Source organism: Paucisalibacillus globulus DSM 18846, assembly GCF_000482485.1.
In the GTDB taxonomy this organism is placed as follows: domain Bacteria; phylum Bacillota; class Bacilli; order Bacillales; family Amphibacillaceae; genus Ornithinibacillus; species Ornithinibacillus globulus.
In genome coordinates, this window is sequence record NZ_KI519439.1 from 68,033 (window position 1) to 88,854 (window position 20,822).

General features: G+C 34.2%; 19 protein-coding genes and 2 riboswitches. Of the genes, 13 read left to right on the forward strand and 6 right to left on the reverse strand.

The genetic code is table 11. The features are described from left to right. Positions 1-9: 9 nt before the first annotated feature. The 4 genes from K332_RS0118855 to K332_RS24735 are packed head-to-tail and all read left to right on the forward strand — an operon-like array spanning position 10 to position 2,999. Complete coding sequence (locus K332_RS0118855) at positions 10-933, forward strand: Gfo/Idh/MocA family protein (RefSeq protein ID WP_026908874.1); 924 nt, start codon at positions 10-12, stop codon at positions 931-933. Beyond that, the gene (locus tag K332_RS0118860) at positions 926-1,630 is read left to right on the forward strand and encodes an acylneuraminate cytidylyltransferase family protein (RefSeq protein ID WP_026908875.1); all 705 of its coding nucleotides are present in this window, start codon (positions 926-928) and stop codon (positions 1,628-1,630) included. Before K332_RS0118855 ends, K332_RS0118860 begins: the two co-directional genes overlap by 8 nt. Then, a complete protein-coding gene (locus K332_RS0118865; RefSeq protein ID WP_156914234.1) occupies positions 1,627-2,451 on the forward strand; it encodes an SDR family oxidoreductase in 825 nt (274 codons plus the stop codon). Before K332_RS0118860 ends, K332_RS0118865 begins: the two co-directional genes overlap by 4 nt. Further along, entirely contained in the window at positions 2,448-2,999 is a 552-nt protein-coding gene (locus K332_RS24735; protein ID WP_281170934.1) for an acyltransferase, read from the forward strand. Before K332_RS0118865 ends, K332_RS24735 begins: the two co-directional genes overlap by 4 nt. 25 nt (positions 3,000-3,024) lie before the next feature. Here the strand turns inward: K332_RS24735 and neuC are convergent, their stop codons facing one another. The 6 genes from neuC to K332_RS0118900 are packed head-to-tail and all read right to left on the reverse strand — an operon-like array spanning position 3,025 to position 9,062. Next, positions 3,025-4,212, reverse strand: coding sequence for a UDP-N-acetylglucosamine 2-epimerase (gene neuC, locus K332_RS0118875; RefSeq protein ID WP_026908878.1), 1,188 nt, complete (start codon positions 4,210-4,212; stop codon positions 3,025-3,027). Then, positions 4,209-5,207 (reverse strand): N-acetylneuraminate synthase, encoded by a 999-nt coding sequence (neuB, locus tag K332_RS0118880; RefSeq protein WP_026908879.1) that lies wholly within the window; start codon positions 5,205-5,207, stop codon positions 4,209-4,211. The genes neuC and neuB overlap by 4 nt, the downstream gene beginning before the upstream one ends. A gap of 5 nt (positions 5,208-5,212) precedes the next feature. Beyond that, on the reverse strand, positions 5,213-5,842 hold the full coding sequence (locus K332_RS0118885; RefSeq protein WP_026908880.1) for an acetyltransferase: 630 nt from the start codon (positions 5,840-5,842) through the stop codon (positions 5,213-5,215). Then, entirely contained in the window at positions 5,843-6,895 is a 1,053-nt protein-coding gene (locus K332_RS0118890; RefSeq protein WP_026908881.1) for a nucleotidyltransferase family protein, read from the reverse strand. Positions 6,896-6,908: 13 nt separating this feature from the next. Further along, positions 6,909-8,069, reverse strand: a complete 1,161-nt coding sequence (locus K332_RS0118895; protein WP_026908882.1) for a LegC family aminotransferase — start codon at positions 8,067-8,069, stop codon at positions 6,909-6,911. Positions 8,070-8,081: 12 nt separating this feature from the next. Then, positions 8,082-9,062, reverse strand: a complete 981-nt coding sequence (locus tag K332_RS0118900) for an NAD-dependent 4,6-dehydratase LegB (RefSeq protein WP_026908883.1) — start codon at positions 9,060-9,062, stop codon at positions 8,082-8,084. A 1,211-nt stretch (positions 9,063-10,273) separates the two neighbouring features. Between K332_RS0118900 and K332_RS24060 the strand changes: the two genes are divergently transcribed. From K332_RS24060 to K332_RS0118945, 9 genes are all read left to right on the forward strand, one after another. Continuing rightward, on the forward strand, positions 10,274-10,435 hold the full coding sequence (locus K332_RS24060; RefSeq protein WP_156914235.1) for a hypothetical protein: 162 nt from the start codon (positions 10,274-10,276) through the stop codon (positions 10,433-10,435). Next, positions 10,405-10,490, forward strand: a riboswitch (cyclic di-GMP riboswitch). Its footprint overlaps the gene before it by 31 nt. Positions 10,491-10,563: 73 nt before the next feature. Then, the gene (gene motA, locus K332_RS0118910) at positions 10,564-11,352 is read left to right on the forward strand and encodes a flagellar motor stator protein MotA (protein ID WP_026908884.1); all 789 of its coding nucleotides are present in this window, start codon (positions 10,564-10,566) and stop codon (positions 11,350-11,352) included. Then, positions 11,339-12,106, forward strand: coding sequence for a flagellar motor protein MotB (gene motB, locus K332_RS0118915; protein WP_026908885.1), 768 nt, complete (start codon positions 11,339-11,341; stop codon positions 12,104-12,106). The genes motA and motB overlap by 14 nt, the downstream gene beginning before the upstream one ends. Before the next feature lie 24 nt (positions 12,107-12,130). Continuing rightward, positions 12,131-13,825 carry a methyl-accepting chemotaxis protein gene (locus K332_RS0118920; RefSeq protein WP_026908886.1) on the forward strand — a complete coding sequence of 565 codons (1,695 nt, stop codon included), beginning with the start codon at positions 12,131-12,133 and terminating at the stop codon, positions 13,823-13,825. A gap of 219 nt (positions 13,826-14,044) precedes the next feature. Continuing rightward, positions 14,045-14,129: riboswitch (cyclic di-GMP riboswitch) on the forward strand. 114 nt (positions 14,130-14,243) lie between these two features. Further along, the gene (locus K332_RS0118925; protein WP_036689372.1) at positions 14,244-14,876 is read left to right on the forward strand and encodes a response regulator transcription factor; all 633 of its coding nucleotides are present in this window, start codon (positions 14,244-14,246) and stop codon (positions 14,874-14,876) included. A 264-nt stretch (positions 14,877-15,140) separates the two neighbouring features. Beyond that, positions 15,141-16,136 carry a TAXI family TRAP transporter solute-binding subunit gene (locus K332_RS0118930; protein ID WP_245604766.1) on the forward strand — a complete coding sequence of 332 codons (996 nt, stop codon included), beginning with the start codon at positions 15,141-15,143 and terminating at the stop codon, positions 16,134-16,136. 105 nt (positions 16,137-16,241) lie between these two features. Then, the gene (locus tag K332_RS22905; RefSeq protein ID WP_036689375.1) at positions 16,242-18,224 is read left to right on the forward strand and encodes a TRAP transporter permease; all 1,983 of its coding nucleotides are present in this window, start codon (positions 16,242-16,244) and stop codon (positions 18,222-18,224) included. Positions 18,225-18,501: 277 nt separating this feature from the next. Beyond that, positions 18,502-19,035 carry a sigma-70 family RNA polymerase sigma factor gene (locus K332_RS0118940; protein WP_026908889.1) on the forward strand — a complete coding sequence of 178 codons (534 nt, stop codon included), beginning with the start codon at positions 18,502-18,504 and terminating at the stop codon, positions 19,033-19,035. Next, positions 19,016-20,347 carry a DUF4179 domain-containing protein gene (locus K332_RS0118945; protein WP_026908890.1) on the forward strand — a complete coding sequence of 444 codons (1,332 nt, stop codon included), beginning with the start codon at positions 19,016-19,018 and terminating at the stop codon, positions 20,345-20,347. The genes K332_RS0118940 and K332_RS0118945 overlap by 20 nt, the downstream gene beginning before the upstream one ends. Positions 20,348-20,822: the final 475 nt, after the last annotated feature.

The window sequence follows — 20,822 nt, forward strand, 5'->3', positions numbered from 1 at the left end:
TCCTTTTTTATGATTAATAAGATAAATGTTCTAGTAATAGGCTATGGTTCCATTGGAAAACGGCATGTTAACATACTAAGAGAACTTGGTTATCATGTTTCAGTCTTAAGTAGAAGGGACATTGAATACCCTAATAGCTACAAGGATTTATCGACTGCCCTGGTAGATGTGAAACCACAGTATATTGTTATAGCAAATGAAACAAGTGAACATGATAGAATACTATCTGAACTGAAGGAAGCTAACTTTAATAAGAAAATTCTTATAGAAAAACCCATATTTCACCAAATGATTGAAGAAAATTATAGGTTTGATGAGATATATGTTGGTTATAACTTGCGTTTTCATCCTATTATTCAAAAGCTATATAAAGAGCTAAAAGATGAAAGAATTCTCTCAGTTCACACATATGTTGGGCAATATTTGCCTAATTGGAGACCAGATACTGACTATTCAACATCCTACTCTTCAAAAACAAGTAGAGGTGGAGGGGTAATAAGAGACTTAAGTCATGAACTAGATTACTTACAATTTCTTTTTGGTAATTGGAATTCTTTAGTAAGTTTAGGTGGAAAATTTAGCAGCTTAAAAATTAATACGGATGATCTATTTGCCATTATTTATGAAAGTGATTATTGTCCATTAATAAGTCTACAATTAAATTATTTAGACCACATTACACAAAGAATGATGATTGTTAATGCCGAAGAAAAAACATATAAAATTGATTTAATCTCAAATACGTTGCAAATTAATGAACAGGTCTTTACTTTTAATGTAGAACGTAATGAAACATATAAAAATCAGCATATTGCGGTTATTAACGGAGATAGAGATTTCTTATGTTCTTATAAAGAGGGTATAAATATTGTTAAAATGATAGGTGCTATTGAAAAGTCCTCTGAAGCAAAGGAATGGAAGAAAAATGAGTAGAATATGTACAATATGCGCCAGAGGTGGATCAAAAGGCGTTAAAAATAAGAATATCAAGATTTTGTTAGATAAACCCTTAATTGCTCATAGTATCCATCAGGCAAAGAAGAGCGGATTGTTTGATGTGGTTGCAGTTAGCAGTGAAAGCAGAGAAATATTAAAGATATCGGGGGAAAATGGGGCGGATTTATTAATTCAACGCCCTATGGAATTAGCAACTGATAATGCAGCTAAGATCCCTGTTATACAACATTGCCTTGCTACTGCGGAAGAAATAACTGGTAAGAGTTTTAATACAATTGTGGATTTAGATGCTACTTCCCCACTTCGATTGGTAACTGATATTGTACAAGCAGTGGAGATGTTCGAACATTCAGATGCATCTAATTTAATCACAGCTATGAAATCAAGGCGGAGTCCATATTTTAACTTGGTTGAAATAAACAAGGAAGGTTTTGTGGAATTATCTAAAAAAATGATAGACCCTATTATTAGGAGACAAGATTCACCTAAATGCTATGATATGAATGCCTCTATATACGTGTGGAGAAAAGAAACTTTACTTGATTCTAGTAGTGTTTTTCAATCTAATACAATTCTTTATGAAATGCCTGAAGAAAGATCGATTGATATTGATTCCGAATTAGATTTTGAAATAGTATCATTATTAGCCAAGAAAAGGGGAGGATTAATTTGATAGATTCTTATATGAATCTTTTCGACCTATCAGGTAAGACTGCAATAGTTACCGGAGGAGGAGGTATAATTGGTAAACACTTTGCCTCTGGATTGGCCGATGCAGGCGCGAACGTTGCAATAGTTGATGTTGACATTAATGAGGCTCAGAAAGTAGCTAACAACATAAATCAGAAATATGGAGATAGAGCAATTGCTTTACATTGTGATATTACATTAGAGGATTCGGTTAGTGAATTAATTCAGAATGTAATAAATGAATTTGGAGAAATTAATATATTGCATAATAATGCGGCCGGAAAATCAAACGATTTGGATACCTTTTTTGCTGACTTTGAGGATTACTCTTTAGAGCAATGGAAAGAGATAATGAATGTTAATCTTAATGGTATGTTTATAATGGCAAAGTTAGTTGGTAAACAAATGAAATTACAAAAAAAAGGTGGTTCCATTATACAAACAGCATCTATTTATGGGATTATGGGACCTGACCAACGGATATATGAAGGGTCCTATTACCTTGATAGACAGATTAATTCTCCAGCTGTTTATTCTGCATCTAAAGCAGGGGTAGTAGGATTAACTAAATATTTAGCGACATATTGGGCCAAAGAAGGTATTAGAGTTAACTCGATTACCCCTGGTGGAGTCGAAAGTGGACAGAACAAAACATTCAAAAAGAATTACAGTAATAGGATTCCATTAGGAAGAATGGCAAAAGCTGAGGAGATGGTAGGGGCTTTAATCTACCTGGCTTCCGATGCTTCAAGTTATGTAACAGGGCATAATTTAATTGTTGATGGTGGGTTGAACGCCTGGTGATAAAATTAATAAAAGAGGTAATTAGAAGAATTACTTGGTGGAACAAAACGGATAGACTAGGTCCGGACATATTAAGTACACATTTGTTATTATTCATTCCAAGTCTATCTAGAAAACTATGTATGAAGAAGTTTAAAAGCTATGGAGAAGGTGCAGAATTTAGGCCTGGTGCATATGGGGTAGCTTGCTCGAATATTTCTCTTGGGAAAAATGTCATTATAAGGCCAAATACAATGCTTTTTGCAACAAGTAATACAGAAATTACCATTGAAGATAATGTTTTAATGGGTTCAGGTGTTCATATTTATGTGACAAATCATGAATATAGGAATTCTGAATTAGACATAATTCATCAAGGACACAGTAAAGGGAAGCCAGTGGTTCTTAAAAGAGGATGTTGGATTGGTGCAAATGTTATTATCTTACCGGGTGTTACGATAGGTGAAAATGCCGTAGTAGGAGCAGGAAGCATTGTTACAAGAGATGTTCCTAGAAGAAGTTTAGTTGTTGGAAATCCTGCAAAAATTGTGCGATACATTGATGATTAGACGAATTCTGTAATAAAAGATGGGGTCAAATTGAGTCCCCATCTTTTATTTTTGTTCCCATAATATTATAAAAGCTTTTTTTTAAGTTAATATTATTGAAGAATTCTTTTATATTCATTATTATCTTTTCAGAAGTATCTCCATTTTCATATGGATTTTCAATAAGAGGTAAATTTTTTGTTACTTTAGGTGATAAAGCAAGATTTATTGACTTTATTATGTCTTCTTTAATTGGATTACTGTTAATTACCGATTCTGCTTGAATTCTTCCAAGTTGCCTTTCACCTATGTTAACTGTTGGTTTATGGAAAGTAGGTGCTTCTAATAACCCACTCGAAGAATTACCAATAATTACATCTACGTATTGCAATGCACTTAGATATTTTAGTTGTCCCATTGAAACAAAAGATATTGATTTATGATTATTTTTAGCTACATATTTATCAATCATTTTATTAATAATTCTTCCACCGGTATCAGAATTAGTTTTTGTAAATATTATTTTTAAATTATCTATATCATCTAAGGCCTCTAATATATTTTTAAATTGTTCTGCTGCAGTGTTTTCTTCAAGTGTAACTGGATGAAATGTAACTAGAGCGGTGTACTTACCAAATTGGAAATGTATTAAGTCTTCCAATTCCTTCTTGGAGAGTAAATCCAATGTCTTTATACTTTCAACACCTATGGCACCAACATTAAAGACCCTACTAGGGTGTTCTCCTAATTGAATTACGCGATTTCTATACTCCTCTGTACTGGTAAAATGCAAATAACTCATCTTGGTTACGGAATGTCGAAATGCCTCATCAAATGCACCTTCAGTAGTTTCTCCACCATGTAGGTGTGCAACTGGAATTCGTGCAACAGAAGCAGAACTGACTGCGGCAAAAATTTCATATCGGTCTCCTAAAGCTACAATAAGGTCTGGAGTCAGTCGGCTAAAACATTCACTAAAACTTATCATTGCTAGCCCCATAGACTTTGAAATTCCAATTGGCGTATCTGAGCTAACCAATATCTCAATTTTTTCATTAATAGTAAAACCATCTTCTTCAATTTCTTTGTGAGTTGAACCAAATTCAGGAGAAAGGTGCATGCCAGTAGCAATTAGTTGTAATTCCAAATCAGTATCGTTACTTATTTTCTTAATTAATGGTTTCAACAATCCATATTCTGCTCTTGTTCCAGTTATAACACATATTTTTTTCATAATGTGATCAACTCATCTTCGTCAAAATCTTTTCTTGATTTTTTTCCAATCACTTCGTCCCATCTAATTGGGGATATTCCGGTACCCGGCCTTTTTACTGCTAAATTATATTCAGTGAAGACCTCACCTTTTCCAATTTTCTTACCTGCTACAATACTTTTTCTAGCAATCTTTATGTTTTTCAACTCAGATCTAGATGGCCTTTTAATCCCATCTCCAAGTGCCTTTTCTATATTTCTAATCTTATCAATCATTAATTTCAGTTCTTGGGGAACTAAACTTGCTCTGTGGTCAGGTCCGTCCATTTCCTTATCAAGTGTAAAATGCTTTTCAATAACAGTGGCACCAAGAGCAACAGCGGCAATAGGTACCTCAATTCCTAAAGTATGATCAGAGTATCCCACATTAACATTTAAACCTTTTTTGATAGATATCATTGCATTTAAGTTCACATCTTCAATAGGAGTAGGATATTCTGTATTACAATGGAGAATTGTTATATCAGTAGCTCCATTCTCACGTAAAACTTGAACTGCTATTTCTATTTCATCTAAAAATGACATACCAGTAGATAAGATGACTTTTCTTTTAGTTTGACCAACTTTTCTTAAATATGGTAAATTATTAATTTCACCTGAAGGAATCTTAAATATTTTCATGTCTAAGTTATAAAGTAGTTCAATACTTTCTAAATCAAAAGGTGATGATAAGAATAAAATATTCTTTTGTTTGCAGTACGCAAGCAATTCTATATGTTTATCATAATCCAACTCGAGTTTTTTTATCAAACCAAATTGGCTTTCGTCATTTCCGGTTGTATCCATTTGATATTGTGCCTTCTTTGCATTTTTAGTAACAAGTTTCTCGGCTTTAAATGTTTGAAACTTTACTGCATCAGCTCCAGCTTCACTCGCAACATCAATTAACTTTTTGGCCAATTCAATACTACCATTATGGTTTACACCAGCTTCTGCTATAATAAATACTTTCCTCATGTTTATTAGACCACCTTACAGGGATTTCCGTATGCTATTGTATTGTCACTGATGTCCTTTATTACTACACTGCCAGCTCCTATTATTGTATTACTTCCGATTGAAATATTTTCAATTATTGTTGAGTTAGTGCCAACATGGGTATTTTCCTTAACTTTGACATTCCCACTTAGTGTACTTCCAGGAGCTATATGGCAGAAGTCATTAATTTTACAATCATGTTCAATAATTGAACCAGAATTAACAATAACATTATTTCCTATAGTAACATTTGCATTAATAATAGCTCCTTTACCAATAAAGGTTCCATTTCCTAATACCGCATTATTTGATACTATTGCGGAGCTATCAATAATTGTAGGGAAAAAATAACCTATTTTTTTAGCTTTTGAAAATAATTTTTTGCGTAGTTTTACATCCCCTATACTTCCAAGTGAAATAAAAGCATTCTTAATACCTTGGTTAAAAAGTTTGTCTAAGTCATCATCTACTCCGATTACTTCAATTCCGAATAAATGATTTCCTACATTTTCTTTTGTATCGATGATTCCAATAATTTTATAGTGGTGTTCAGATAGTGTATCTATTATACTTTTACAGTGTCCGCCACCACCAATTAATAATAGCTCCTCCATTTATTTAGCACCAAGCTTTTCTAGCATATTTTCCATCTCTTTAAATTGTCCCATGTCTAGCCAAGAATTTTCACTTACTGGATAGACACCGATTTTCTCCCCTTTTTCAATGTACCTATTTATTAATTCGGTTATATGAAAAAAAGTATTTTCTGGGATATCGTTTATGCATTCTGGTTCTAAAATATACATTCCGGTATTAACAAGATAAGCATATTCAGGTTTTTCAACCATTTGTTTTACATCACTAGATTCACTTAGTTTAATTACACCATAAGGAATAGTATAATGCTTTAGCGAGGTGATGAGAGTAATTTTATTTTTGTTTTCTTTATGGTACTTCAGCATATCGGAATAATTTCCTTCAATTAATATGTCGCAATTACTAACAAAAAAAGTACTATGAATTTTATTTTTTATAAGAGACAGACTACCCGCAGTTCCTAATGCGATCTTTTCATCGATATAGCTGACTTCATAATCTCTTTTTAAATCATTAAAATAAGCTTTAATCATATTTTTTTTATAGTTCACAGTCATGAAGAAATTATAACATCCATACTCTGTAAAACGATTAATAATTCGTTCTACAATTGGTGTGTCACCAATTGGTATTAATGGTTTTGGTATGATTTTCGTATATGGCTCCAAGCGAGTACCTTTACCACCAGCCATGATAACAACTGGAGTTTCAAGTTTTTTATAAAAGTTTAACTTCCTGTTGAAATTATCATTCCAAAAAATAATATCTATTACTTCTTTTCTGCTATTTAAAACTGGAACAGCTTCGATCATATTCTTTTTCAATACTTCTTTTGCATTAGGTTTCTCATTCTCATATATAAACTTTGGAGATTCATTCATAACTTTAGTTACTTGTTCAAATAAGTCCCCACTCTTTAATATCCATCTTCTAATATCTCCATCTGTTACAACACCTTTGAGAACTCTATCATTAGTAACTAGTAACATTTTTTTTCCTGTATCATCTAATTTTTTTAGTGCTTCCTTCACGGTTGTGAACTCAGTAATAAAAAGATCTTGCAATACCATAAAATCTCCTCTTTCATTGCGAGTTAATATCCTTTAAGTGTTCAGAAATTCTATTGATTTCTATTTTAGTTAAATTTGAACTACAGGGAATGTTTAAGACTTGTTTATAGTAATAATTTGCTTTTTCGATTTGATAACCTTTTTCAGAGAGATATGGCTTTTGTTCATGAATTAAACCCCAAATTGGTCTAGTTTGTATATTTCTTTTATTAAGTTCTTCCAATAGTTGGTCTCTATTAACACTATATTTGTTATCAATAACTATAGAATAAAACCAATAATTTGGCCTAGTTTTCTTATTAAACTCCAATAAAGATAATCCAGGAATTCCGTCAATAAGTTTTTTGTAATAAAAGTAGTTATTTGATTTAGTCTCGATAAAAACTTCTAATTGTTCTAACTGTGCAACACCTAAAGCAGCTTGTAAATTAGTCATTCGATAGTTATATCCAACTTCATTATGTGTGTAGTGAAGTGAATCATCCTTTGCTTGGGTGGAAAGGTACTTAGCCCTACCTGCTAATGAACTATCTTTAGCCACCAGCATTCCACCTCCACCAGTAGTAATAATCTTATTCCCGTTGAAAGAATAGACACCAAAGTCACCAATAGTTCCCGCAAATTTTCCTGAATACTTTCCAGATGTATATTTAGTTCCCAAAGCCTCTGTTGCATCTTCAATAATTTTTAAGTTATACACGTTCGCGATCTTCATTAGCTCTTCCATGTTAGCCATATTTCCAAATACGTGAACAATAACCAGTGCTTTAATTACTTTATTAGTCTTATTATTAACTAATCCACTATTGGTTAGTGAACATTCAGTTTTACAAAATTCTCTGAGTTTTGAGATGTTCATATTTAAAGAGTTATCACAATCCATGAAAACAGGACTTGCCCCTATATACTTCACAGGATTAACAGCAGCAATAAAAGTAAGAGTTGGAACTATTACTTCATGTTTATTCGTTACCCCTGCTAATTGTAAAGCAAGGTGTAAACCTGCAGTTCCACTTTGAACTGCAATAGCTTGTTCAATATTAAGATATCTAGCCATATCATTTTCAAAACGATCAATAAAACTTCCACCAGTAGATACCCATTCATCTTCAATTGCTTCTGTTACATACTTCAATTCATTACCTTTTAAGTTTGGTACGGATAAAGGAATCATAAATTTTCACCCTTAAATATTATAAATATCTGTCTTATATTTTTCTAAATTGTTTCTAAGCCATTCGATTGTCTCAGCTAATCCTTTTTCAAGAGAGTATTCTGACTTCCAATTTGTTAATTTCTTAATTTTTTCATTTGAGCCTAATAGTCGATTAACCTCACTATTATCCGGGCGTAGACGTGTTTCTTCGGTTATTATATTTGCATTAGGATTAATTTGTCTAATCAGTTCATCGGCTAGCTCTCCTATTGAAATTTCTTGTTGAGTAGCAATATTTATTTCTTCACCAATAGTCTTATCTGATTTAGCAATTTCAATAAATCCTTGTACAGTGTCTTTTACATAGTTAAAGTCCCTTGTTGGTGTTAATGAACCTAATTCTATTGATTCTTTTCCAGCGAGAAGTTGGGTAATAATCGTCGGTATAACTGCTCTTGCCGATTGCCTAGGACCATAGGTGTTAAATGGCCGTACAATAGAAAGTGGAGTATTGAAACTTCTATAAAATGATTCTGCAATACGATCTGCACCGATTTTAGTGGCAGAGTATGGGGATTGCCCTTGAAATGGATGACTTTCATCAATAGGAACGTATTGTGCAGTACCATACACTTCCGAAGTAGATGTAATTAATATCCTTTTCGTATCTAAATCACGTGCAGCTTGTAAGATATTTAATGTTCCTTTGATATTAGTGTCAACATAAGAGTCTGGTGAATGGTAACTAAAAGGTATTGCGATTAAAGCTGCTAAATGATAAACTTCATCAATATTCTTCATGGACTCTTTAACTCCATTTGGATCACGTATATCTCCTGTGAATACTTCAACTTCACTTAATACTTTCTTTGAAAATGTATCTAGCCATCCCCATGAATTAAAAGAATTATAATATGCAAAAGCTCTTACATTATGTCCATCTTGAACTAGTTTCTCTGTTAAGTGGGAACCTATAAAGCCATCTGCTCCAGTAACTAATATATTTGCCATATTTATCGTAGTCCTTCCAAGTTATAAAAACTATTATAGTTAATTTATCGGTTATATTTTATTCTTCTTAAGAATTAGTGATATTTTTTAATACTGTTATTTATATATACTAGCATATTTAGAGGCTTCCTAATCAATAGATACTTTTAACGGAGTTTCTTACCAAATATATAGGGATTGGTGGGAAAAAATCTAGTAGGTACATAATTTTAATTATATTCCTTATAGAAAAGGAAAAACAATACATTAGTAAGTATACTATTATTAGTTAACTACAATTAACTAAATGCTATCTCGAATTATTCACTATTATTATTCATATTTACTCAACTTTTACACACATTTAATATAATTCAGGTGAAATATATGTAAAGGTACTTACTTTTTTACTTTAAGAAAGTATTAACTAGAATACATAAGCACCGTGTCTTCTACAATGAACTATGTTTGAAATAATTCACATAAAATATCAGATTAAAGAAACCTTAAAATGCAAAAAAACCAGTGATAATTTGGTGAAACTCTAAGTGTAGAGCCTTCAGCGAAATATGATGAAATCTAAACCATATTTGAAGACAATTCATCGCTGGATAGTATAGTTGTTGGTTTAGATAATAATGTATTTTGACCTTGTGATGAGAATGAATCCTTCTAAAAAATTCTATATAAATACGGGTTTGGTTTGTTTATGAATTAATCAATTGACTAAACTATAGCTTGAGTCGTTGGTGGAAATGATTGTATTGCATTTATATCTCACTATGAAATATGAGGACTTATGTTGATTGATCATTTCCCGCTTAAAAGAAGTAACGAAACATTTATATTTAGAAGTATATTTGGAAAAGGTTTTGTATTGGAGGTAAATAGAAATAGGGTTTAGATAAAATACATATACCAATACTAGGTATCTTAATAGCTACTATTAAATTGTACAATTAATACAGTAGATGAGAATTTATGATAGTTTCAATATTTAAAGAAGAAACAAATATCTTACGCTTGAGGAAAAAATAGAGAACAGATTAATTTGTTGTTTAGCACGATTGAACTGTTTTTTACCTTGTGCATTCAAAAATGCGGTTAGACCAGATGGAAGTCATTCAAAACTTGTAACTGGAATTGATTGCAGATTCAGACGTTTTTTGTCTCCTCCAATTATTAATTATTACTTCACACCTATCAAGTCTATAGCCACGGGGGCGGAGTCATTGGCACAAATCATAGCCGTGATAATAGATTTAGCACCTTCTATCCTCATGGTTCCATTATTATTTGTATTTTCCTCTTCACTTATCTCAATTTCGTACGATATTAATAGTAGGTCAAAAGTTACAATTAGAATTGAAAAAGGCAAACTTATTGAAAAGTAAGGACGCAAAGCTTTGGGTCTAAGGTTGAAAGGACTAGGATTGCCAGGCTGCCAATGATAGATATAGATGTCTTGTTGGCTATTCTTTCGTAAGGATAGGCTTTTTTAATACAAATTGGAGGTCGACAAATGGATAAAACATCATTAATTGGTATTATATTAGGATTACTTGCAGTCGGGGTAGGAATGGTTCTTAAAGGGGTTAGCCTTACCGCTCTTATTAACCCTGCTGCCATTTTAATCATATTAGCTGGAACGGTTGCGTCTGTTATGATTGCGTTTCCGTCAAGCACATTAAAAAAGATTCCAGCACTCTTTAAAATCCTTTTTACTGAAAAGAAAGAACAAACGGTTGAAGATTTAATCGGTCAGTTCTCAGAAATGGCGGATGTTGCACGAAAAGAGGGAATTCTATCTCTTGAAGCAAAAATAATTGATATTGAAGACCCATTTTTAGTTTCTGGTATACAAATGGCGGTTGATGGACAAACACCAGAGTTTATTCGAGATGTCATGCTAGAAAAAATAGAAGCGATGGAAAATCGCCATCAAGAAGGAGCAGCAATTTTCTCACAAGCTGGTACTTATGCACCGACACTTGGAGTGCTTGGTGCAGTTATAGGGTTGATTGCAGCACTTGCAGATATGAGTGATATTACTGCACTTGGCCATGCAATATCAGCAGCCTTTGTTGCAACATTACTTGGAATTTTCACTGGGTATGTGTTATGGCATCCATTTGCCAACAAGTTAAAACAGAAGTCAAAAAAAGAAGTTGAAATAAAAGAAATTATCATTGAAGGTGTTGTGTCCATTACAGCAGGGGAGTCTGCAAAGGTTGTGAAGGACAAGCTTAGCTCGTACTTAACGACGAAAGAGTTGGAGCGAATGAAGGAGCAGAACAATGCGGAAGAATAAACGAAAAAAAGATGACCATCATGTGGATGAGTCGTGGTTACTCCCCTACTCCGATCTATTAACTTTATTGGTGGCTTTGTTTATTGTACTTTTTGCAATGAGTGAAATTGATGTTCAAAAGTATGATGAAATGTCTGCATTTTTTAAAAGTGAATTTTCAAGTGGAAATCAAGGTATTATGGAACACCCTATTCCCGTTCCAGATGTAGAAGAGCAAGAAGAAGAGAATGAAGAACAAGAAGAAGAAAAAAAGCCTGATGATGGACAAACGGAACTAATGAATTTGCAAGAGTTACAGAAAAAAATTGATAACTACATTGTAGATAATAAACTCACGGAATCACTGGAGACTGGCTTATCGGATGAAGGACTAATGATATCCATAAAAAGTGATATTTCATTTGATTCGGGAAGTGCAGAGGTAAATCAAGATGGACGTGAGATAGCACAAGAGATTTCACATCTTCTCATTACGGATCCACCACATCACATCATTATAAGTGGCCATACGGATGATGTGCCACAAAATAATTCACAATATGGATCGAACTGGGAATTAAGTGTAATGCGTGCTGTGAATTTTATGAGTCTTGTTTTAGACAATGATGGTCTCGATGCGGCTAAATTTAGTGCTAAAGGATATGGGGAACATCAACCAATTGTACCGAATAACAGTCTAGAAAACAGAGCAAAGAATCGAAGAGTAGAAGTTCTAATTTTGCCGAACTTTGATATTGGAGAACATGTAGAATAAAAAACATCTAGGAGGAAATTAACCATGAAAAAGTTTTTTAATTTTAAAAGTATCCGAACTAAAATAATACTTGGATTCTCGACTGTTGTATTATTAGGTCTATTATTTTCTGGTTATGCAAATTACACATTAGCTAATATTACACAAGACATGGAAGAAATTTTAGATGAGCAGCTTCCATTACTTATTGCTGATGAAGAAATAGCTTTAAATATGACAAATCGAACAAGTTTACTTCGTGCCTATATTTTATACGAAGATGAACAATATAGGGATTTGTTTGAAGGTTCAATAGAGGAAAGTATTGCACTGGAAGAGGAATTATTGTCGTTAACTGAATCAGAGAAGACCAAAGAATTAATCGCTAAGAAGTTTGAATGGGGAACACTAACAAATGAAGTTTTTGCTGCTTTTGATAGTGGAGATAGAGATACTGCACTTCAAATTATGCGAACGCAGGTTAGTCCATTAGAGACAGAGATTATTAATGGTTTCGAGGAAAATTCTGCGAACAGAGAGAAGTTAATTAATGAACTGGGACAAGAGGTCACAGAAAGTACCGTAAGCAGTGTTATCATTAGTAATGTACTTGGAATTCTAATGCTAGTATTAGGAATTATCATTGCAGTTATTATAGCTAAAGTAATTTCAAAACCGTTAAAACAGGTAATGGAGCGAATGAAACTAATTACCACAGGTGATCTAAGTCAAAAACCACTGGAGACTAAAGGACGAGATGAAATTAGTCAACTTGTTCGTGCTACAAATGAAATGAATGATAGTATGCGTGGATTATTATTTCAGATTCAATATGTCTCCGAAACGGTATCAAGTCAGAGTGAAGAGCTTACTCAATCAACAAATGAAGTACGTACCGGTGCAGAACAAATTGCAATGACGATGGAAGAATTGGCTCACGGCACAGAAACACAGGCAAATAGTGCTGGAGATCTTTCTTCGGCAATGAGTTCATTTGTTGGGCAAGCACAAGAGGCAAATGAAAGTGGTGACCATATCGTTACGGATTCGAAAGATGTACTTCAATTAACAAATGAAGGTAGTAATTTGATGAAGATATCCACAACACAAATGCGTAGGATTGACCAGATTGTTCAAGATGCTGTTGGCAAAGTAGAAGGACTTGAAACTCATACGCAAAAAATTACTAATCTTGTATCGGTTATTAAAGATGTTTCGGATCAGACTAATTTACTTGCATTAAATGCTGCCATTGAAGCTGCAAGAGCAGGGGAACAGGGTAAAGGATTTGCAGTTGTTGCTGATGAAGTAAGAAAGTTAGCGGAACAGGTATCATTATCCGTAAATGATATTACTGAAATCGTAACAAGTATCCAAATGGAATCAACCAATGTTTCTGAATCACTACAAGAAGGTTATAAAGAAGTTCAAATCGGTACAGAAAAGATTGAATCTACCGATGAGACATTCGGTAATATTAGTCATGCGGTTTCCAATATGGTGGAAAGCATTGAAACGATAACGAATAATTTATCAAGTATTGCTGCTAGTAGTCAAGAGATAAATAGCTCTATTGAAGAAATTGCTGCCATATCGGAAGAGTCTGCTGCAGGTGTGGAACAAACGTCTGCCTCTGCACAACAAGTGAGTGGATCCATGGAAGAGGTTGCAGGAAGCTCAGAACAGTTGGCAACATTAGCAGAAGAATTAAATGGAGTCGTAAGTAAGTTTAAGCTATAATTAATAAATAAGGTTGGAAAGCGCAAACCTTATTTCCATATTTTAACCTATCAATTAGAAAACTTTCTATTGCTATTTTTGATAGAAATAGTTTACTATAATTAATAGGTGAAAAGTTATTGTAGGTCAGTTCAAAAATTTGCTTTGGATCTAAGAGTTTTTAAGTGAGATGACGTACTAAAACTCTCACTGAATTAAAGTTTAATTTTATATAAGACAAATTGATAAGGGCAAACTATCTGAAAGGGTAGGACGCAAAGCTAAGGGTCTAAGGTTGAATAACTATGATCGCCTGGTTGCCAAAATGGATTGAAATATTTTGGCTATTCTAATATAGAATAGCCTTTAATTATGGGATAATTCATATTGGCTATTTCTACCATTAATAAAAGAAAAAAATGGGATGGGAGAATCAGCTATGTGTGAGATTACACTAATTAAAGAGAAAGATTTAGTACGGGATATTATTGTAGAAAAACTAGAAGAAAGTTTACCAGAAAACACCTGGAAAGCTTTTGATTCTACGGAATTTAATGAACTAAAAACTATAATTGCTAGTGACTTAGTTATCATCGATTTAAATACAAAAATTGATATTATTGGCACTATTAATTACTTTTTAGAAAAGAATTTACGTGTTGCTATATGGACATCCGATTTGACCAGTGACGTATTAGGTGAACTTTTCAGTTATGGTCTTCATGGGTATTTCTTTAATGGAATGGAATTAAGTGAATTAGTATTTGCAACGAAGATGATGCTAAATGACCAGCAATATATTCATCCAAAGCTATCTACTGTACTATTACAGGATTATGTGAAGTTAACTCGTAAAGAGCCGTATAGACCAGTAGGAATTCTAACGGAACAAGAATGGAATGTTCTAGAGGAGCTTGGTAGAGGGTTGAATAATGGAAGTATTGCTAAGGAATTATACATTTCAACAAGAACCGTTAATAACCATGTAAGTTCCATATTGAAAAAGCTACATGTATCTGACCGTACCAATGCTGTCATAAAAGCAATAAAGAATAATTGGATAACATTATAATTAAAAGGGTTTAGACTCTCTGTGAGAAAAATTCACGGATTGGCTAAACCCTTTCACTTTTAATAAACAGAGCTAAAATAACTAAATCTTTAGAACTAATAATCAGAAAATACTAAATAAACTGTTGAATTTTGATGAAAAACACGTATACTAGATAGTAAGCTTTCTATCGTTTCGTTCATGACATACAAAAGGGGAAATACATAGAGTTAAATGAAAACGTTATCAATGAAAGCTAATACTACATAAAAAAGGGGTATGTACATGAGAAAAATGAAGATAGTGGGACTTGTTGGTATTTTATTAAGTATGGTCCTTGTCCTTGTGGCCTGTAGTGGTGAGGCTAAGAATATAGCTATTGGACCAGCTGGAAGTGCAACAAATACAGTCTCTAAGCTTATTTTAGATGCTTATGGTATCGAAGAAGGAGATTATAATTCATTTGAAGAGGGATTTGGAGATGCAGCAAATGGGGTACAGGATGGAAATATTGATATCTCAATTGGTATTCTAGGTCTACCTGCTGGAAATATTACCAGCTTACAAGCATCTGCAGGTGATGTGAAGATGCTTAGCTTATCTAAAGAAGCGGTGGCTCATATCGAGGAAAGTAGTGCCTATAGAGAATTTACCATTCCAAAAGATGCTTATGATTTCCTGGAAGAGGATATTACAACCGTTACAGCCTACGCTATTTTAATGGGAAATACGGATACCATTAGCGAAGAATTGGGCTATCAATTAGCAAAAGTAATGATTGAAAATTCAAGTGAAATCAGTCATGCACAAGGTGCTCAAATGACACTGGATAATGCATTAAATGGGTTAGAAGATTTACCAATACACCCAGGAGCAGCAAAATATTATCAAGAACAGGGATTAGAATTTGATAACCCAATTGCTGAATTAAATGTTACCGATCAGGCTTCTGAATTAGTATTAGGAACAGGTAGCTCTGGTGGAACTTACTACCCACTTGGGGGAGAAATGGCAACGGTTTGGAATAACAATATTGATGGAATCAATGTAACTAATAGAGAAACAAGCGCATCATTGGAAAACTTAGCAGCAATTCGTGATGGGAATATGGACTTAGGAATGACTGTACATGGCCCAGCAATTGATGCTGTTAAAGGCCAAGGGGACTTTAATGAACCAATTTCCAATGTAGCATTCATTGGTCACATCTACCCTGAAATTATTCAAATCGTAACACGTGAAGCTACAGGAATAGAAAGCTTTGAGGACTTAGTTAAATAAACTTGAATTGTAGTTAGAAATCAAATGTTTCCTAATCAAAAGGAAAGGGATCTTTATTTAAATAGGTCCCTTTCTTTCAAATTTTAACTGATGGGGTGTGGTTGGATGAAAGAAAATGTCACTAAGAAGCCCATTCAAGGTGAACAGGTAGATGCAAAGGAAATCTTAGAAAAGTATGATAAGGAAAGTAACTTTCGATTAAAGCTAGGTAAATGGGCTTGGGTTGTTACATTTTTAGGTGTATCCCTTACAGTTTTCCATTTATATACAGCCTTCACAAGTGTACTGCCCTCACAACAGCAAGGTGCAATTCACTTAGGTACTGCACTTGGAATTATCTTTTTATTATTTCCTGCTAAGAAAGGGTTACAGAAAAAGCAAAGGTCTGTCCCTTGGTATGATGTTGTTTTAGCGTTTGTGGCAATGTATGCGGGATATCATAAGATTATTTTTTATGATGACCTTACACTTGCAACAATAAATGGCTATTCGTTCGTGGATGTTATTGTAGCTATCATTGGTATTCTGTTATTGTTAGAAGCTACTCGTCGTACAGTTGGTGTACCTATTATTATCGTGGCTAGTATTATGATTTTATATGCCATCTTTGGGAACTTCATCCCGACTAAGGTGCTTTCACATGCTGGCTTTGCTGTAAATGATATTTCCACTAATCTTTGGTTTCGTAGTAGTGGGGTATTTGGAACACCAATTCAAATTTCAGCAAAGTTTATATTCCTCTTCCTCTTCTTCGGGGTTATTCTTGTACACACTAGAATTGGACAATTCTTTAATGACCTTGCGTTAGCCCTAACTGGAAGATATACCGGAGGAACTGCAAAAACTGCCGTTGTAGCTAGTGCATTGACAGGGATGGTCTCGGGAAGTTCTGTTGGAAATACAGTATCCTCTGGGTCGTTTACGATTCCTATGATGAAAAAGTCCGGATTTAAGCCTGAATTTGCAGCTGCAACGGAAGCCTCAGCATCTACAGGGGGCCAAATTATGCCACCACTTATGGGGGCAGCAGCCTTTATCATGATGGAGTATCTACAAGTAGATTATTCAAATATTATGTTAGCAGCAGCAATACCAGCTGTTCTCTATTTTACAGGTATCTTTATAGGGACACATTTTGAAGCTAAAAAACTTAAAATACATGGTTTACCAAAATCAGAGCTTCCAAGTTTTATGAAGTTACTCATGAAAAATGGATTTATGCTAATTCCTTTGTTTATCATTGTCGGAACAATACTTGCTGGTTTCACACCGCAACGTGCAGCGTTAATGGGAGTTGTTTCTGCACTCTTAATTAGTTTTATTCGTAAGGAAACACGAATGAATCTTAGACAATTTGTTGAGGTATTTGAACAAGGTGCTCGTGTTGCACTTCCAGTTATTGCTGCGTGTGCAACGGCAGGGATTATTGCTGGTGTTGTAAGTATTACTGGCTTGGGTACTAAATTTGCAGCAGGAATTATCGCATTATCTGGTGGGATTTTACCTCTTGCTTTATTGTTCACCATGATTGCGTGTATCATCCTAGGTATGGGATTACCAACAACAGCTAATTATGTTGTTACAGCAACAATAGCTGCGCCGGTTCTTATCAATGATTTTGGTGTTGCGCCAATTGCTGCCCATATGTTTGTTTTCTATTTCGGTATTGTGGCTGACATTACGCCACCTGTTTGCTTGGCAGCATATGCAGGTGCCGGGATAGCGAGGGCAAATCCGTTTAAATCGGGTGTCACTGCAGTTAAACTAGCAATTGCAGCCTTTATCATTCCATATATATTCATTTACAATCCGATTCTTGTATTAGTAGATGTAACCCCAGTGAAGTTAATTTTAGCAATTACTACTTCCTTATTAGGAATGATGGCGGTAAGTGCTGCGGTAATTGGATTTTTTGTCCGGAATTCAAAGGTTTGGGAACGTCTTATGTTATTTGTTGGTGGAATCTTAATGATTATCCCAGAATTAACTACAAGTATTATTGGAATTGTTATGATGGGTATTATTTGGTTCATTCAAAAGCAACGTAAGGATGATGGTGGAGAGTTGGAGTTAAGAGCAACTGTTTAATACGGTAGGACGAGGAGATGATTGCTTCCTCGTCCTATTTATCTGTTGAAGTAACAATTCCCAATGCAAAATTAATGAGTATGAAATCAATTAACTTCCGCATTTAAAATTTCCTCAGTCTTATGCTTCAAAAAGAACTATTTTTTTGCAAGGGTATGTATAGAAAATAATAAAAAATATGATGGAACGAAATACATCATTCCAATGTCTAATTAACAGAAGTATTTAAAAAGTTGGCCAACTTTTATAGTAAAATGGAAGCGAGAGGAGGGAGCCCGTGTCAATATTTAAATCAGACAGTAAAAATATAAACGAGCAAACCTTTGAAAGATTAATTGTACAAGAACAGAAAAAATTATATCGAATTGCTTACGCTTATGTAAAAAACGAACAAACTGCCTTAGATATCGTGCAAGATACCGTTATTAAAGCGTATAAATCTTTCCATAAATTAAAGGATATGAATCTTTTTTCTACCTGGATTACTAGAATCCTAATTAACACCTCTCTCGACTATTTGAAGCGATCGATTGATGTTATCCCATTAGAAGTTGAGTGGTTTAATTCAGGTTTTAATGAGGAAAACCAATCTATTATGACCATGGATATAGCTTCCGTATTTGAGAAGTTAAGACCAAACCAAAAGACTATACTTTTACTGCGTTTTTACTATGGATATTCAATTCCCGAGATTGCAGAAATAATTAATAAGCCGGAAGGAACGGTAAAATCCCAACTACATAGGACACTTCAAGTCCTTAAGAAGAAGTTAGCGAATGGAGGAGATGTGTATGGAGAAGCTTCGACATGAGATTAGTAGAATGGTAGATGACGTTCCTGTTCCTAATCAGAAGCTTGATGATACGGTGCAAACTGCGCTGATTAAAGCAAAGAAACAGGAAAAACGTTCTTTCTTTAAAAAGCAAAATTTGATAGCTACTATTGCATCGGTATTTGTAGTGGCATTCGGAATATTGTTGCTAAATACGGATCAGGAAACTGCAAGTGGAGATATTGGCAATACTAGTATTTTATACCAGCAAGGTGATGTCGGTTTACAAAGAATGGTGACAGAAGGCAACACCCAGGAAATTGGTATGGAAGTCGAAAATCAAGGGTATAAAGTGATTCTAGAAGAGGGGTATATAGATAATCATCAGATGGCTATTTCCGTTAGAATGGAAACAGAAGATACGATAGAACCCCTACCTGAACTAACGGAATTTACTTATGAATTTTTTGTGGATGGGAAACCTCAAGGGAAAGGGATAATTTTCTATCATACGAAAGAATTAATAACAAATGGAGATACGATTACCTTTGGTTATCCCGAAAAAATTGAGCCGGATTCAGAATTAGCACTTCAAATAACAGAAATAAATGGAGTGGAAGGGGACTGGGGATTTTCATTAAATTTAGATAAGCAAACAGAATTTATCGTGTTAAAGGACATACCCAGTAAAGAAGATGACTTAGGTAATTCGTTTGTTGTGAGATATGTTGAAATGACCCCGACTACATTAAAAATAAATGCTAATACCGATGTGTTGGTAGATTATACTGTGAACGGCTCCAAGGATTTTTCCTTTGAAGTAATAGGAATCAGTAAAGATGGTGAAATGTTTCTATCAGATTCCATTAGTATTTCAAGTTATTTAGATCCAGAAGTCAATACTACTAGACTCGAAAGATATTATGATGTAATTGAAGTTCCAAGAGGAGTAAACGTGTATTCTTATAAGATAATTCCATATATCGTGACACACCAAGGTGTAGAGGTCAAACATGAGCATGGGGAAGGTTTTAAAGCAAATGAACACACTACACCATTCAAGGAAGGAGAAATAATTGGATCCAATTCGGAGTTTAAGGTCGAAAATATTAAGCAAGAAAAAGATGCTACAATCGTAACCTATGAAACGAATACTTTGATACCAAGTTTCCCTACAATAATTAATCGGGAAAAAGACGAATATATTAATGTGGTTTCCTTCAAAAATAATGGAGACAAGGTAGAGGTTACGTATCCTAAAGTAGAGGTAGATAAGAAAACAAAATTCCTATTGTATGAGGCAAGTTACCAAGTATTTCCGGAGTTGGAAACACAAATAGATTTAAAATGATAAATGAGAGGATGTGGATGCAATGTTGTCCGCATCCTCTCATTTGGTAGTTAGGAAAGTATAAAAAACTTTCCGCCGACATAAGAAAAACTAACACATTCGCTTGGGACTTAGCGAATGCGAGTTTTTCTAAAAAGATAAGAAAGTATAAAGTTTTGGCTTTGTTAAGTTCTTGTGCAGGAACAGCCACGTCCAGCTCCAGCGCCCAGGGACTAGCGAGACTTCCCTCGCCTCCGTACGATAAGTCAACATCGACTCCCTACGGTCGTCGTGTTTCCTTTATCTCCTACGGCTCAGTCCAGTCCGTAGTCCCTAAACGGGCGCTTGCGCTTTTGGTCTTTCTAATAAATAGGGTAACACAACCGATTCGACAAAATAAGATTATTTCCGAGGAAATATCCCTTTCCAAAATTTTTAATGCATCAATGAAATGTACCAAGACCACTAAAACTAAACCTTTTCACTACCTTCCTTC